This is a genomic window from Acinetobacter sp. V91_7 (assembly GCF_031799075.1).
Classification (GTDB): Bacteria; Pseudomonadota; Gammaproteobacteria; order Pseudomonadales; family Moraxellaceae; genus Acinetobacter; species Acinetobacter calcoaceticus.
In genome coordinates this window covers 1-16,810 of sequence record NZ_JAVQNT010000029.1, presented here as the reverse complement: position 1 = coordinate 16,810, position 16,810 = coordinate 1, and the positions used below count along the sequence as shown (strand labels likewise).

The following is a 16,810-nucleotide window of genomic DNA, read 5'->3' as shown; positions in this document are numbered from 1 at the left end:
ATTTCGTGCAAACAGTTAATCAAAGTGGTCGCCCCAAAGATCTAGAAAAACGTGCTCGTGTTCTGCAAGCAGCAAAAGCCATTTTTTTGAAATCTGGTTATCACGGTACCAGCATGAACCAGATTGCACAGGAAGCAGGAGTCACCAAGCTCACGGTTTATAATCACTTTCAAGATAAAGCCAACCTGTTTATCTGTGCGATTACAGAAACCTGTGAAGAGACACTGTGTACTAAACAATTTGAATTAGATGCATCGGCAGACTTTTATCAAGCACTCTTTATTGTGTGTTCACGCGCCTTGCAAATTATTTACTCACCTGAAGCACTTAAACTTGAACACGTTTTATTTGAACTTGCAGCAGAACAAAGTCCACTCGCCCTACAGTTTTTTGATGCATCTCATACCCGACTGCAAAATCAATTAGCTGAGTTTTTGCAAAAAGCGGCTCAATTAGGTTTTATTCAAACCGATAATCCTACTTATCAAACCGAGCTTCTTATGTCCTTATTGCTTGGCGTACGCCACCAGAAGGTTTTACTTGGGATCATTGCTGTACCAAATGTTCATGAGCTTGAGCAAATTATTCAAGATGCAATTGCTTTATTCCTGCTCAAATATCGGACTTAAACCAAAGTACCATTGCCAAAAGTTGTACTGAGTGCATGCCATCGTTAAAAGCATCACATGCAAATTAAATGTTATTTTTTAAGCAAAAATTCACATTTTCTTACGCTCAAAGCTTGGAATGTTTGTTAATCACGCTATATTCGATAAGGATAAGAACAGGAGAAAATAGCATGGTTCAGCAAATCGATGCGCCACTGCGCGAGGATGTCCGCTTACTTGGTAATTTATTAGGTGAAACCCTAAAGCAACATGCAGGACAAGAGCTGTTTAATCAGATCGAGCAAATTCGTGCCCTTGCTAAAGGTGCACGTGATGGCCAAGCTGAAGCCCAAAAGCAACTAGAACAATTATTTTTAAATTTACCCGACGATGAACTACTTCCCCTTACCCGAGCTTTTTCTCATTTCCTAAATTTTGCCAATATTGCCGAGCAATATCATGTGGTCCGTAGCCGTAGACAAGCAGAATTCGATTCGGATGCCAACTCTCCGAATCCACTTGTTCACCTATTTGAAAAATTTAAAGATAAAAGTATTTCGACAGAAAAACTATTCCAACAAGTTTGTGATCTTGATATAGAGCTGGTACTTACGGCACATCCAACCGAAGTTAGCCGTCGTACGCTCATTCAGAAATATGATGATATCAATGCGTGCTTGTCTCAGCTTGATCAGCAAAAACTTACTCCACGTGAGCGTCAAAGTGCACTTGCGAACCTAAAGCAACAAATTAGTTCGGCATGGCAAACAGATGAAATTCGTCAACATCGTCCAACTCCTGTTGATGAAGCAAAATGGGGCTTTGCGACGATTGAGCAAACGCTTTGGAATGCAGTACCTAAATTTATTCGTGAGTTAAATGAGTTGGTTCAAGAAAATTGCCAACAAAACTTACCACTTAACATTGCACCAGTGCGTTTTGCATCTTGGATGGGTGGAGACCGTGATGGTAACCCAAATGTTACCCATCAAATTACACAAGAAGTGCTATGGTTATCGCGCTGGCAGGCTGCCGATCTCTATTTAAGAGATATCGAAAACTTGCGTTGGGAACTTTCAATCCAGACCTGTTCTGAAGAAATGATTCAGGCCATTGGCAATCAGCATGCAGAACCTTATCGTGAGTATTTACGTGCAACACGAGAACGCTTAAAAGCGACTCGTCACTGGTTAGCTCAACGTTTGCAAGGACTCGAAGCAGACGATACGAATGTGATTAAAAGTAAAGATGAGCTCTTACAACCGTTATTATTGTGCTATCGCTCTTTAATCGACAGTAATCTGCCTGAAATTGCGAATGGTCAACTACTCGACTTTATCTACCGTGTGAACTGTTTTGGTATTGAACTACTTAAACTCGACATTCGCCAGGAATCAGGTCGTCACCGCCAAGCAATTTCAGCAATTACCGAATACTTAGGTTTAGGTAATTTTGAATCGTGGACTGAACAAGCACGCCAAAACTTCCTGATTCAGGAACTACAAAGCAAACGCCCACTTTTACCGAAATATATTAATGAACCTGAAGGCAGTTTGATTGGACACCCAGATGTTCAAGAAGTATTTGCAACCATGCGTACTTTGGCAGACCAACCGCCTGAATCTTTAGGAGCTTATATTATTTCTATGGCTGAATATCCAAGCGATGTTTTAGCTGTATTGTTATTACAAAAAGAAGCAGGTATTCAGCATCCTTTACGAGTAGTTCCTCTGTTTGAAACTTTAAAGGATTTAGATGGCGCTGCAACTACCATGAATACGCTGTTCAATATGCATTGGTATAAACAGCACATTCAGGGTAAACACGAAGTTATGATCGGTTACTCCGACTCTGCAAAAGATGCCGGATTTATGTCTGCCAACTGGGCGCAATATCGCGCTCAAGAAGAGCTGACTGCAATTGCTCAAACACACGGCGTACAGTTGACTCTGTTCCACGGTCGTGGTGGTTCTATTAGTCGTGGCGGTGCTCCAACTCAACAGGCTCTATTTTCACAGCCACCGGGTTCGATCTCGGGTGCAATCCGAGTGACTGAACAAGGTGAAATGATCCGCTTCAAATTCGGTTTAGAAGGGATTGCCATGCAAAACCTTGAAATCTATACCGCAGCAACACTTGAAGCGACCTTATTACCACCACCGGAACCTAAAGCTGAGTGGCGTGAACTCATGAACCGTATGACAGATCATTCTGTTAAGGTCTATCGTCAAACAGTGCGTGAAAACCCACACTTCGTGAAATATTTACGGACCGTTACGCCTGAGCTTGAGTTACAAATGTTGCCACTAGGTTCGCGTCCGGCAAAACGTAAAGTGAGTGGCGGCATCGAGTCTTTACGTGCGATTCCATGGGTGTTTGCATGGACTCAAATCCGTTTAATGTTACCTGCATGGCTAGGCACTGGTGCAGCGATTAATGAGGTGATTGCAGATCAGCAAAAAGCAACGCTTGATGAAATGCTCCAGCAATGGCCTTATTTCCAGACACTCATCGATATGCTGGAAATGGTATTATCAAAAGCCGATGCTAATATTGCGCTCTACTACGAATCACATCTGACTGAAGATGAAGATTTAAAAGTACTCGGCAACCAATTACGTCAGCGATTAAAAGATGCTGTTGAAACCCTACTTGCTTTAAAAGATGAATCAAAACTTCTGAGTAATAACGAAGTTCTTGATCAGTCTATGCAAGTTCGCAAACCTTATTTACTGCCTTTACACCTTTTACAGGCTGAACTGATGAAACGCCGTCGTGATTATCTCGCTGAGCGTCAAGCAGAAAACACCCCTGTTGATCATGCGCTAATGGTGAGTATTGCAGGTATTGCTGCTGGTTTACGTAACACTGGCTAAGCTGATTTTACCGATTGTTTAACAAAGCAGTGCATTACCGATGCGCTGCTTTTTACTTACAAAGTTCCCCAGTTTTCTTAAATTTTCCCCGATTTTCTATTTTTTTAAATATTTTTTAAAAATCATAAAATTAATTTTTATAAGAAAAAAATAACTAAATACGTACATTTAGAATTTAAAAAATTATACCAATCGTTAAAAAATAATTAATTTTCACTGACATACTTCTCTCTAGAGATTAAATGCATTCTCAAGAAAGAGTATCATTGCACCAATTAAAGAATAACGAGTTTATTTTATGTCCAATTGGTTTCCAAAATGGCAGCCTTACCAAGGTGATATTGACCATCGGCCAGTCTCTACCAATGAATATCTCCCTCCAGTTCAAAGTGCTATTTTAGGTATCCAACATGCGTTTGCCATGTTTGGAGCAACTGTTTTAGCACCATTACTCATGGGTTTTAACCCAAATCTTGCCATTTTAATGTCTGGCATCTGTACCATCCTGTTCTTCTTAATTACAGGTGGTCGCGTTCCAAGTTACTTAGGCTCAAGTTTTGCCTTTATTGGTGTGGTTGCAGCAGCGACTGGGCATATTACAGGTTCAGGTGCAAATCCCAACCTCTCTATGGCTTTAGGTGGAATCGTTGCGTGCGGTGTGTTTTATGCCCTCATCGGTTTTATTGTGATGCTCACTGGCACACGCTGGATTGAAAAACTTATGCCGCCTGTCGTTACTGGCGCGATTGTGATGATTATTGGTCTAAACCTTGCACCTGTTACGATTAAAGGTGTTGCAGGACAACCATTTGAAATGTGGATGGCACTCATTACAGTACTTTGTATGGGAAGTATTGCGGTCTTTACTCGCGGCTTATTGCAACGTCTACTTTTATTGGTCGGTTTGATCTTGGCCTATGTAATTTATGCCATCACCACCAACGGTCTAGGTTTAGGAAAACCAATCGATTTTAGTCAGATCTCTCAAGCTGCATGGTTCGGAATTCCAAGTTTTTCACACCCTACTTTTGACACCAGAGCTATGCTCATTATTGCTCCGGTTGCGCTTATTTTAGTAGCAGAAAACTTAGGGCATATTAAAGCTGTAGGTGCCATGACTGGTGAAAACCTGACTCCACAATTGGGCAAAGCATTTGTCGCAGATGGTTTGGCCACAACACTCTCTGGTAGCGTAGGTGCACCGGGTATGACCACTTATGGTGAAAACATTGGGGTCATGGCGGTAACTCGTGTCTATTCAACTATTGTTTTTGTTATTGCTGGTATCTTCGCTATTTTCTTGGGTTTATCTCCAAAATTTGGTGCAGTGATTAGTACCATCCCAAATGCTGTTTTAACAGGCGCGTCTATTGTCGTGTTTGGTTTAATTACCATTGCTGGTGCAAAAATCTGGATTGAAAATAAAGTCGATTTTTCTAACAATAAAAACCTGATTGTTGCTTCTGTGACGATTATTTTAGGTGCTGGAAACTTTGAATTGATGTTTGGTAATTTCAATTTAGGCGGCATTGGTACAGCAACGTTTGCAGCCATTATTTTGAACTGGTTGTTTAGTTTAAAAGATAAAACGTAAGTTCCAAAAGGCAGCATCAGCTGCCTTTTTTATTATTATTTTTCATCGCCCTTTCTTGATCACTTTTTAGTATCATGATCTCTTACCCTTCAATACGTTCCCTGTCATGCGTTTTGATTTTTTTGATTTACAACTGGTTCTCCATATTGTCTCTACAGGTAGCCTAACTAAAGGTGCAGATCGTTCCGCGATTTCACTTCAGGCTGCCAGCGAACGTATAAAAAAACTCGAACAATATTTTGAAACTCCTTTATTTATTCGCCAGACAACAGGAGTCGAACTCACGACCGCAGGACATGCTTTTACTGAGCATGCTCGTCAACTTTTGGCACAAAAAGATCAACTCGAACAAGAAATGCAGCGTTTTAGGCAAAAGACCACAGAATCATTGATCCTTTGGTGTAACTCTTCTGCTCAAAGTGAATATCTACCGCCTCTCTTACCGCAATATCTAGTACTACATCCCGAAATGAATATTGATTTGCACGAAGCCGAAAGCTCAGAAATTGTAGATGCATTAACACAAGGGGTTGCAAGTCTCGGTCTCGTTTCAAGTTTTTTTGATACAAGGCATTTGCAAACAAAAGAATTTGCCAGCGACCCTTTAGTTCTGATTTGCCCTACTACCCACAATTTAGCTCAATACCAAGAGCTGAATTTGGTAGATGCTCTAAGCTATGGCTTTATTGGCCTTAAACCCCATCACTCTTTGCAACAATCAATTGAAACTCAAGCTAAATTATTAGGCTTTAACATACAGTATCGTTTACGTTTACCTAATTTTGGCGCAATTGCTGAGGTTGTGGCGAAAGGTGTTGGAATTGCAATTATACCCGCCCGCGCTGCACAGCGTTTGCAATCGGACTATGATTTCCATTCGATTCAATTACTCGGTGCGTGGGCAAACCGTAAATTGCTTTTAGCTACACAAGATTTCAGTCAGCTTCCTAACAATTATCAGCAATTTGCAGATTTTTTACTGCAACATCGCCCTTAAATACTTGGCTTAGTGCAAAATCATATAAATCCCTAATGACACTAAACCAATGAAAAAAATACGGCGAAATTTCTGCTCATTCAGTCGATAACGGATTTTTTTACCTAACCACATTCCAACTAATGCAGCCAATAAAGCCGCAAAAGATAAACGATAGTCTAGCGTTATTCCTGACATAGGGTTGTGGTGTAAAAAGACTGCAAGGCAAATGGTAGACACGGTAAAAGTCAGCCCTAAAGCCTGTACTAACTCATCACGTTTTAAATGCAACGACTGTAAATAAGGCACTACTGGAATAATAATAACCCCAGTAGCTACGGTAACTGCCCCACCAATATAACCAATGATGGGCGATAACCAACGTTCATGCTTGCCTAAGTGCGGAAGCTTTTTCACGCATAGACCATAGAGCCCATATAAGGCCAGCATACAGCCTAATAAAATTTCACTACTATGCCCATGACTTTGGCTCAAAGTGGGCAGAAAGCTCCATATTGAGCCCACCACAATGCCTACAAGCAAAGTCCAGAAACGGCGAATAAAAGACCAGACATGCCCCTCAGCGAAAAGCTGCCAGACATTGGTCACCATTGAAGGAACAATGAGTAAAGAGGCTGCTTGAAAAGGACTCATTGCGATGGTGAGTAAGCCCATCGATACCGCAGGCAACCCTAAGCCGATCATGCCTTTAATCATGCCAGCAAAGGCAAACACCACCATAATAATTGCTAGAAATGTCACTGTTTATCTCCGATTCCTTACATGGTTATGCTACGGAAAAAACAGGCTTTGCCCTATTCTTGTTTTTAGGAGAAGGCCTCAATTAAAAGTTGAGGCCGTTTTATATTTTTCTTCTAATACATTGCTAAAAATACTTTCAATCATCCAAACACGATACAAACTATTAAAGACATAGCTTTGCCCATCAATACGCAACTCTAAAACTGGTAAATCAGGCTGATGCTTATCTCTGCAAAATGCGTCATTTTGCGCCAGAATAGCTGGCACATCCTGTTCGGTTAACTGTTCAATTCCCAACTGTTGCTGTAATTCTTGGAAATGCTTTTTGAAAGATAAATCTTTGCCTTTTGTCCAAACAGCCTGCAAGATCGTAAAAACCGTATCGATTTGCTGATTTTCCTGCACACTATAGAAAAGCTTCGCCATTTCAAGCGTACTTTCTTCTGTAGGACGGCAAAAAGGGGTAAAAGCTACATCTGTTCGTTTAGAAACACGGGTTGCCAAACTCCAGTCAAACCAGTCTCGGCCTTGATAGCTTAAAGGGTAAACTTTTAATTGAATGTCATAATAATCGGCCAGCTCTTCCTTAATATAAGCAAGTAACAGCCAACTCATTGGATCTTCTAAGGCAATATATATATCGAGTTCAGGACGAAGTGTCTGAATTTCGGTAAGTGCCTCAGCATCATTAATCAAATGTTCACGCCATTCGATATGATTAATTAAAAAGATCGGATTACCAGTCAGTAACTTTTGCTGTTTTAGACGACGGGTTAAACGTAATAAATCATCTACTGCATGATACTTACGTCCACCAAATTCAAAGTATGCCGCCGGTACAGGTTCATCCGTAAAAATACGTTCTGAAAAATGTTGAGGAAGCTGATGTTTAACTGCCATGGCATGAAGAGTACGCAGCTTTCCATATTGCTGCTGCCAAAGCATGTGAAAAATATCTTCTAGTAAATGTAAAAAATTCTGACCTTGTAATGGAGTTCTTTTTAATATGACAGCAGCTTGTTTTAAAGATTCTTGGCTTGGGATTTCTGGAAATTCATCAAAAGCAAAACGGTGTTGCTTGGCTAATATTTTGGCATCATTCAGACAATAATTTTGCCACTCTTCATGTGACATACCATTTGGAGGCTCAGAAGCCGTATGGGAAATAATAATTTTTAAAGGCTTAAGTTCATCACTTAAAATCTCATCGAGCTGAGACAATTGCTGAACAGCCAAATAGCTATACACATCATCAAGTCGTAAATAAATACTTAAACCATTTTCCGTGGGTAACACCGCTTGACGAGAGGGTTTTTGGTAAAACCAACTCGATCGGATAGGGTCAAACCAACGGCGTAGCAGTGACATGAATAGTGCCTCTAAAAAATAAAATCCTAAGCTAGACCAAAAAACTGCTTTGATCGCAGTACAAAGTGCAGCAGAAGCTTAATATACAAAATACTGACGGGCTCTGCTTACGCAGAACAAATATCATGTTATTGCACGTGTTCCTGCATCGGTGAAGATTTTATCATCATTTTATGACAAACCCATAGAATGACTTGCAACACCCTAATCTACAAGCCTATTTTTTTCATCAGACGAAAAAAATGCACCCTCAACAGATAATAATTCATCGTGTTGAGAGTGCATAATTTCTACTCAATTATTAAAATTGAATATTTTATAAAACGCGTACAGCTCCTTTCGCCGCACTTGTTGTATGCATTGCATAAACTTTTAACGCTTTTGATACTTTACGTTTACGTTCTTCTTTCGGATGCCAGCCTTTCGCTTCTTGAACTGTACGACGGTGCGCCATAGTCGCATCATCAACGTTCAAGTGAATGGTACGGTTTGGAATATCAATTTCAATGGTATCGCCATCTTCAACCAAACCAATGGCACCGCCTTCAGCAGCTTCTGGTGAAACATGTCCGATCGAAAGGCCTGATGAACCACCAGAGAAACGACCATCTGTCACTAATGCACAGTCTTTTCCTAAACCTTTTGATTTAAGATAGCTGGTTGGATAAAGCATTTCTTGCATACCCGGACCACCACGTGGACCTTCATAACGAATAACAACGACATCGCCAGCTTTAATATCATGACCCAAGATTGCATCTACAGCAGCATCTTGACTCTCAAACACGCGCGCTGTGCCAGTAAATTTTAGGATAGATTCATCTACACCCGCAGTTTTCACAATACAACCATCAAGAGCGATGTTGCCATATAGAACAGCTAAACCACCATCTTTAGAAAATGCATGTTCTGCATTGCGGATAACGCCTTTTTCACGATCGCCATCTAAAGTTGCATAGTAACGATTTTGCGAGAACGCAACTTGAGTTGGTACACCACCCGGAGATGAGCGATAGAACTCATACACGTCTGCATCTTCAGTACGAATAATATCCCACTTATCCAATGCATCTTTTAAAGTTTTCTCATGTACGGTTGGTAGTGATACATCAAGTAAATTCGCACGATCAAGTTCACCTAAAATGGCCATGATGCCACCTGCACGGTGTACATCTTCCATATGAACATCTTGTTTTGCAGGCGCTACTTTAGACAATACAGGCACTCGACGTGATAGTTCGTCAATATCGTCCATGGTAAAGTCAACTTCCGCTTCACTTGCGGCAGCCAATAAGTGTAGAACGGTATTGGTTGAACCACCCATTGCAATATCAAGCGTCATGGCATTTTTAAATGCAGCCTTTGTTGCAATTGAACGAGGTAAAATGCTTGCATCTTCTTGTTCGTAATAGCGCTTAGCCAATTCAACAATAAGCTGACCTGCTTTTAAGAATAATTTTTTACGATTAGCATGTGTCGCTACAATCGAACCATTACCAGGTAAAGATAAACCTAACGCTTCGGTTAAACAGTTCATTGAGTTTGCAGTGAACATCCCTGAACATGAACCACAGGTTGGGCATGCTGAACGTTCAAATTCTTCAACTTCTTCGTCTGTATAACTTTCATCAGCTGCAACAACCATTGCATCAACAAGATCAATCGCTTTTTCATTACCGCGGAATTTGACCTTACCTGCTTCCATTGGTCCACCAGACACAAAAACCACAGGAATATTCAGGCGCATCGCAGCCATGAGCATTCCCGGAGTAATCTTGTCACAGTTAGAAATACAGACCATAGCATCAGCACAATGCGCATTCACCATGTACTCTACTGAGTCAGCAATCAAATCACGTGATGGTAAAGAATAAAGCATGCCGTCATGCCCCATTGCGATCCCGTCGTCTACTGCAATCGTATTGAACTCTTTAGCAACACCACCTGATGCCTGAATTTCTGCTGCAACAAGCTGCCCTAGATCTTTAAGATGTACATGGCCCGGAACAAATTGAGTAAATGAATTGACCACCGCAATAATCGGTTTGCCGAAATCTTCATCTTTCATTCCTGTTGCACGCCATAAGCCACGTGCGCCAGCCATATTTCTTCCGTGTGTCGATGTTTTTGAACGATAGTCAGGCATTAGTGTTTCCAACAAGTTGTGCTTGAGCGAAATTTCTCCCACTCTGGCTGAATGATACTGATATAGCGTTAGATCAGTCGGAATATTGACTCATCATCATAATTTGATCATTCTCCATTCTATAGAAGCAAATAATATTCGGAAAGCCAAGAACAGTAATAGTCAGTCAATATTTAGCAAAACTTACATGAATAATTTTTTATTTTTTCATAACCTTTTTTTATCAATAAAAGTTTTTCAATAATTTTTTGTTCACTATTTAAAAACCAAATCTCTCAATAGCTATGAGTTTAGGGCTTCAAACGTTTTTCACGTATACTATCCACAAACTCTTTTTGGATTGCATTTGTGAAAATTATTTTTGCTGGCACCCCCGAATTTGCTGCAACAGCATTGGCGGCTTTATTAAAAACTTCCCATGAAATTATCGCAGTTTATACTCAACCAGATCGTAAAGCTGGTCGCGGACAAAAATTAACGCCATCTCCTGTAAAACAGCTTGCCCTTGAACATAATATTCCTGTTTATCAACCGCTTCACTTTAAAGCTTCAACTGAAGAAGGCTTGGCAGCTCAACAAGAACTCGCTGCTTTAGGTGCTGATGTGATGGTAGTTGCTGCCTATGGTTTGATTCTTCCACAAGCTGTACTCGATACACCTAAATATGGCTGTTTAAATATTCATGGCTCATTATTACCACGATGGCGCGGTGCAGCACCAATTCAGCGCGCAATCGCAACAGGTGATGATGAAACAGGCATTACCATTATGCAGATGGCTGCTGGTTTAGATACAGGCGATATGATGTATAAAACCTACTGCCCAATCACCACCGAAGAGACCTCTGCCAGCTTGCATGACAAATTAGCTGTTCAAGGTGCAGAAGCGATTTGTGCAGTACTCGAGTCAGAAGCAACATTACAAAAATATTTGGCAGAACGTGAAGTTCAAGATGAAAGCCTAACTGTCTATGCACATAAATTAGTGAAATCAGAAGCTCGAATTGACTGGTCAACTGATGCTATTCAACTTGACCGAAATATTCGTGCATTCAACCCTTGGCCTGTTGCCTTCGTTCAGCTTGACGAAAATAATGCTCTGCGTATTTGGAGCTCAACAATTTCTAGTCAGACTAAAGCAAATGTCCAAGCTGGTGAAATTATCGCGATTGATAAGCAAGGCGTACATGTTGCTTGTGGGCAAGATTCCTTTATTTGTCTGACCAGTGTGCAATGGCCGGGCGGCAAAGCAATGAATGCCCAACAAATTGCCCAAACTCAAAAACTTCATGTAGGACAAATTCTGCCATGAGTCAGGTTTCATCAAATTCGTCACGATTTAACTTACGTGCTCAAGTCGTCCAGACGTTATTAAAAGTTCAGCAAGGCCAATCACTTGCTAGTATTTTAAATACACAGCTGAATCAAGTTGCAGAACGTGACCGGGCTTTGTTTCACGAGTTGGTTTTGGGTACATTGCGTCAATGGTTTGCGCTTAAATCAATTAGCTTACCTTTGCTCAGCAAACCGTTAAACAATGAAACTGTTGAAACCTGTCTTTACGTCGGCCTTTATCAAGTTTTATGCACGCGTATTGCCGCACATGCTGCGATCTCTGAAACAGTAGACGCCACTAAACAACTTGGGTTCCCAGCACTCAGCGGCATTGTGAATGCTATTTTGCGCCGAGCGACGCGTGAAACTGATGAATTTCAACAAGGTTTACAACAGGCGCATGGCTTACCAAGTTGGCTTTATAAGCGTGTGAAAAAAGATTGGGGTGAACAAACCGAATCTCTATGCCAATCATTAAAACAAGTCGCACCTTTAACCTTAAGGGTTAATCAACGCCACATTGGTCGAGACGCTTATTTAGCAAAATTACAAAGTTTAGAAATTAAAGCACGTGCATGTATTTTGTCTGAAGCAGGCATCGTCCTTGAACAATCTGTTCAAATTACCCAGCTACCTGGTTTTGAAGAGGGATGGTTTTCTGTACAAGATGAGCATGCTCAGCTATGTGCAACATTATTGCCAAATTTAAATAATAAAACAGTGATTGATGCTTGTGCAGCACCCGGTGGAAAAACGGCTCATTTACTCGAGAAGTTTAAACCGGCTAAGCTCATTGCCATTGACCAAGATTCTAACCGTTTAGTCCGTGTGACTGAAAATTTAAACCGTTTAGCACTCGATCAAACTCATACTGAAATTTTGGCAGCAGATGCAACCCAATGGGTTCCAGCGCAGCCTGTAGATTGTATTGTGCTAGATGCGCCTTGCTCTGCAACAGGAGTCATTCGACGTCATCCTGATATACGTTTATTGCGCCAATCTAGCGATATAGCTCAAACGATCGAACTGCAAAAGCAGATTTTGGAACACATGTGGCAACAGCTCAAAGCTGGCGGCACACTGCTCTACATCACATGTTCAGTTTTAAAAGCTGAGAATGAACAGCAAATGATAGATTTCTTTGCAGAACATAATGATGCGAAAGAAATTAAAATTGAAGCGGATTGGGGAATTGAGCAAACCCATGGTTGCCAATTACTGCCGCAAGCGCAATCTGGTGATGGATTTTATTATTGTAAAATTCAAAAAATTGCATAAAAAAAGCAGGCTTCGAGCCTGCTTTTTTACTTAATCGGCATCAAAGCGTGTGCTGATCTTTTACATCTTCTAGAACATCATCTAACTCTTCAGGATGTTTCGACAAATGTAGAATGGATAAAATCAATCCACCCCATAAAAACACCATCGAAATCACCATCATCACGATTGCCGAAGTATTCATTATTTTATCCTCCTAGCGATCTTTCATTTTGCTTAACACAATTGCAACGACCGCACAGAAAATCACACTGCCCCAGCCGAATACGCCTTGTAAGCTCATACTATAAGTATCATAGCCATTTTTGATCAAATTAAAAACAGTCAAACAGAGTGTAGTTAACAAGATTAAAGATGTAATAACCGTTAAAGTGAAATCCCATCCCTTACCAACTTGGATGGTTGAGATACGATTTATATGGTCACTAAGTTCTTTAAGAGCTGAACGTTTAAACCAAGCTACGCTAATAATTGATATTAATGCGCCACCAATAATCCCGATGTTATTAATAAAGTGATCGACAATATCAACCAGTTTAATTGCATTTACACTTGAGAATAGAATAATTGATACGAGTGCACTACCACCACCAATAATGGTTACAGCTTTTTTACGGCCCCATTTCAATTTATCTTGCATTGCTGCAATAGGCACTTCCAAAATACTGACCATCGAAGAAATACCTGCGACGAAAAGTGAAGAGAAGAATAAGAGACCAAATAAATCGGCACCTGTACCTAAACTTGAAATAATTTTAGGGAATGCAATAAATGCCAATCCAATCCCGCCACTCACCACATCTTTAACTTCAGTACCAGCAGCATGTGCCATAAAACCTAGCGCTGCAAAAATACCAATACCCGCTAAAATCTCTGTTGATGCATTTGCAAAACCAACGATTAAGCCAGAACCCGTTAAATTAGTTTTTGGTTTCAAATATGATGCATACGTCACCATGATCCCGAAGCCAACAGAGAGAGAGAAGAAGGTATGACCATAAGCGGCTAACCAAACTTTATAATCCATCATTGCTGACCAGTTTGGCGTAAAGAATGCATTCAAACCTTGAACTGCACCCGGCAAACGCAATGACTGAATCACCAAAATAGTGAATAGAACGAATAATAATGGCATGAAAATCTTATTAGATAATTCCACACCCTTTTTCACACCACCATAAAGAATGATTAAAGTAAGTGCCCAAATTCCAACAATCGGCCAGAATAAATGACTTACAAACTGTAGATCAAAACCAGTCGCTTTTGAGGTTTGTAGGTAAGTATTAAAGAAGAAACCTTCTGGATCACTTCCCCACATTTGACCAATAGAGAAGTAAACGTAACTACCTGCCCAAGTCAGGACGCTTGCATAATACAAACCGATGATGATGCAGACACAAACCTGCCACCACCCTAAAGTTTCTCCGCCTTTAAATAAAGCACGATATGCTTTTGGAGGCGAACCAGTACTACGATGGCCTACCGCATAATCTAAAAATAGTAACGGTAAACCAGCAGTAATGAGTGCTAATAGATAGGGAATAAGAAACGCACCACCACCATTTTCATAAGCAACGTATGGAAAGCGCCAAATATTACCTAAGCCTACAGCCGAACCAACGGCTGCAATAATAAAACCAGATCGTGACGTCCAGTTTTCACGAGAATCTGCCATAAAACACCTAATGTTAAAAGATTACTTATTTTTACTGCTATTGTTGATTGTTATTCCGCATGCAAAAAAAGAACCAAAGAATACTTTTGTGTTTGATTGAGAATAAAAAGCACCTTGTGAGTATTTTTATTTCATTTCAAACAAGCAAAAATAGAAAATTCTTCCTTAAAGATTTTTGTCCATTTTTTGCCCCTATGTAGCTGAACAATACCTGTTTTTATTTCTTTTTACTGTAATTTCCATCAGAAATTTTACGAATTTTCCAAGTTTTTTTCACAATTGGTTATTTTTCAGCTTATCTTTACGCCCTAAAGCTTAAGGTCAGACATTATTGTTCAATGATATTTTATTCCAATTCATTGAAAGAGCTCTTCAATTACTCGACTTATCCAGTAATTTATTCTTAACTCTTCAGTTTTCAATTAAGATTTAAATGTCACAGTACTGTTAGATGACAAAATTTATACTAAAATTTTTATACGCTTAGTGTCATCAAAATTAATAAATAAATATTAGTTGTTTGAAATACATGAATTTTTATTCAGTCTCAAAAAATCTTATAGATATATACTCGATAGGCTTATTTTTTATCAATGCATCTGTAGCAAGATGTCTATATCATGCGCTCGAAGATTTCTTTTATTCGGATGTTAAAATGAAAATATTAAAAATGTCTTTATTAACGCTCGGGATGGGCATAAGTGGCTTTGCTCAAGCAGACTTTGTTGGAGTTAAAGGAGAAGTAGGCTATTGGTTTTATGATGGTAAAGCTAATATGTCTTCTCAATTCCCTGATGATCAGGATCTAGATCAAAAAGGTAGTGCTCAACTCTCATTGTCAGTAGAACACCCAATCCCATTTATTCCAAATGCAAAAATTCGTTATGTAAATTTAGATACTCAAACTAAATCAGAAACTCTAGGTCAAGCTAACTATAAAGTTGATTTAGATCATAGCGATTTTATTCTCTATTACGAATTACTAGATAATATTGTGAGTGTAGATGCCGGACTTGGTGCAACTGTACTAAATGGTGATATCACTGCGTATACAGGTAAGCGTGTGGATATTGATAAAACATATCCTATTGCTTATTTGTCAGGTGAAGTAAAACTTCCATTTACAGGCTTAAGTGCTAAAGGTGAAGCAACCTATACAAACTTTGATGATGCACGAATCACAGATGCGCTAGCGGAAGTAAAATATAAGTTTGCAGATAACCTATTAATTGACCTGGGTTTAACAGCAGGCTATCGCATACTCAATATCGATTTAGATGACTACGATAACAATGACCTTAAATTTGAATTTAAAGGCCCATATGTTGGTTTAGAAGCTCACTTCTAAACTAGAAAAAGCTCGAAATTTCCCTCATATATAAAAAAGAACTCTATTAAGAGTTCTTTTTTATTCAATCATACTCACATATCTGGGATATTCTTGAATTCTTTGACACCATGCTTGAATATTTGGGTATAACTTTAAATCAAAACCACCTTCATCAGCCACATGTGTATAAGCATATAGCGCAATATCAGCAATGGTGAGTTGTGGTCCTGTAAGATAGTCGTGCTCTGCTAATACTTTATCCATAATAGATAATGCTTTATGCCCTTTTGGCTGTAAATTATAATATTCGGTTCTTCTATCTTCTGGTAAACCTAAATATTTATTAATAAAACGTGCAACTGCAATAAAAGGTTCATGGCTATATTGTTCAAAGAACATCCATTGATACATTTTTGCTTTAATAAAAAGATCTATAGGAATAAATTTTGTTCCCTCAGCTAAGTAACCTAAAATAGCATTCGATTCACTTAAAACACGACCGTCTTCCAGAACTAATACAGGTATTTTTCCATTAGGGTTTAGGGATAAAAACTCTTCAGTTTGAGTATCTTTTTTTAAAATATCAATATGAATCCATCTATGATTAATATTTAATAAGGAAAGTAAAAGTTTGATTTTATAGCAATTACCCGAACCCACATCACCATAGATTTTCATATGTACTTCTCTCTTATTATTTATGCTTAAATAGATAATTTTCTTATTATTTATAGCACAGCTCTCTCATAATATTCCTATATTTTTATTTCACTTTTTCTTTACTTCCTAAAGCTTTATTTCTCTGTTTCAAGCATAAAAAAACACCCTCAACTGTAAAGTTGAGGGTGTTTAGAATAATGAGC

Annotated in this window: 13 protein-coding genes; 7 read left to right on the top strand and 6 right to left on the bottom strand. The window is 39.4% G+C overall.

All coding sequences use genetic code 11. The features are described from left to right. Positions 1–5 precede the first annotated feature (5 nt). The 4 genes from RMB03_RS04555 (at position 6) to RMB03_RS04540 (ending at position 6,075) form a co-directional block, all read left to right on the top strand. On the top strand, positions 6–629 hold the full coding sequence (locus RMB03_RS04555) for a TetR/AcrR family transcriptional regulator (protein ID WP_133747265.1): 624 nt from the start codon (positions 6–8) through the stop codon (positions 627–629). Positions 630–799: 170 nt separating this feature from the next. Beyond that, complete coding sequence (ppc, locus tag RMB03_RS04550) at positions 800–3,484, top strand: phosphoenolpyruvate carboxylase (protein ID WP_003654312.1); 2,685 nt, start codon at positions 800–802, stop codon at positions 3,482–3,484. Positions 3,485–3,782: 298 nt separating this feature from the next. Continuing rightward, complete coding sequence (locus RMB03_RS04545; protein WP_017388876.1) at positions 3,783–5,078, top strand: solute carrier family 23 protein; 1,296 nt, start codon at positions 3,783–3,785, stop codon at positions 5,076–5,078. A gap of 106 nt (positions 5,079–5,184) precedes the next feature. After that, positions 5,185–6,075, top strand: a complete 891-nt coding sequence (locus tag RMB03_RS04540; RefSeq protein ID WP_311074242.1) for a LysR family transcriptional regulator — start codon at positions 5,185–5,187, stop codon at positions 6,073–6,075. A 9-nt stretch (positions 6,076–6,084) separates the two neighbouring features. Here RMB03_RS04540 and RMB03_RS04535 read toward each other — a convergent pair whose 3' ends face one another. The 3 genes from RMB03_RS04535 to ilvD form a co-directional block, all read right to left on the bottom strand. Further along, complete coding sequence (locus tag RMB03_RS04535) at positions 6,085–6,816, bottom strand: sulfite exporter TauE/SafE family protein (RefSeq protein ID WP_311074240.1); 732 nt, start codon at positions 6,814–6,816, stop codon at positions 6,085–6,087. Between the two features lie 78 nt (positions 6,817–6,894). Then, the gene (locus tag RMB03_RS04530; protein WP_311074239.1) at positions 6,895–8,184 is read right to left on the bottom strand and encodes a hypothetical protein; all 1,290 of its coding nucleotides are present in this window, start codon (positions 8,182–8,184) and stop codon (positions 6,895–6,897) included. Between the two features lie 316 nt (positions 8,185–8,500). Next, positions 8,501–10,330: a dihydroxy-acid dehydratase gene (gene ilvD, locus RMB03_RS04525; RefSeq protein ID WP_003654323.1), complete on the bottom strand. Its 1,830-nt coding sequence runs from the start codon at positions 10,328–10,330 to the stop codon at positions 8,501–8,503. Between the two features lie 348 nt (positions 10,331–10,678). On the opposite strand from ilvD, the gene fmt reads away from it, so the two are divergent. Next, complete coding sequence (gene fmt, locus RMB03_RS04520) at positions 10,679–11,641, top strand: methionyl-tRNA formyltransferase (RefSeq protein ID WP_281835614.1); 963 nt, start codon at positions 10,679–10,681, stop codon at positions 11,639–11,641. Then, the gene (gene rsmB / locus RMB03_RS04515) at positions 11,638–12,942 is read left to right on the top strand and encodes a 16S rRNA (cytosine(967)-C(5))-methyltransferase RsmB (protein ID WP_311074235.1); all 1,305 of its coding nucleotides are present in this window, start codon (positions 11,638–11,640) and stop codon (positions 12,940–12,942) included. The genes fmt and rsmB overlap by 4 nt, the downstream gene beginning before the upstream one ends. A gap of 40 nt (positions 12,943–12,982) precedes the next feature. Here the strand turns inward: rsmB and RMB03_RS04510 are convergent, their stop codons facing one another. Both RMB03_RS04510 and RMB03_RS04505 read right to left on the bottom strand, forming a co-directional pair. Next, positions 12,983–13,126: a methionine/alanine import family NSS transporter small subunit gene (locus RMB03_RS04510; RefSeq protein WP_004640212.1), complete on the bottom strand. Its 144-nt coding sequence runs from the start codon at positions 13,124–13,126 to the stop codon at positions 12,983–12,985. A gap of 12 nt (positions 13,127–13,138) precedes the next feature. After that, positions 13,139–14,617 carry a sodium-dependent transporter gene (locus RMB03_RS04505; RefSeq protein WP_005037781.1) on the bottom strand — a complete coding sequence of 493 codons (1,479 nt, stop codon included), beginning with the start codon at positions 14,615–14,617 and terminating at the stop codon, positions 13,139–13,141. A 655-nt stretch (positions 14,618–15,272) separates the two neighbouring features. Between RMB03_RS04505 and RMB03_RS04500 the strand changes: the two genes are divergently transcribed. Next, complete coding sequence (locus RMB03_RS04500) at positions 15,273–15,965, top strand: TIGR04219 family outer membrane beta-barrel protein (protein ID WP_311074231.1); 693 nt, start codon at positions 15,273–15,275, stop codon at positions 15,963–15,965. A 60-nt stretch (positions 15,966–16,025) separates the two neighbouring features. Here the strand turns inward: RMB03_RS04500 and RMB03_RS04495 are convergent, their stop codons facing one another. Beyond that, positions 16,026–16,625, bottom strand: coding sequence for a glutathione S-transferase family protein (locus tag RMB03_RS04495; protein ID WP_205468311.1), 600 nt, complete (start codon positions 16,623–16,625; stop codon positions 16,026–16,028). Positions 16,626–16,810 lie beyond the last annotated feature (185 nt).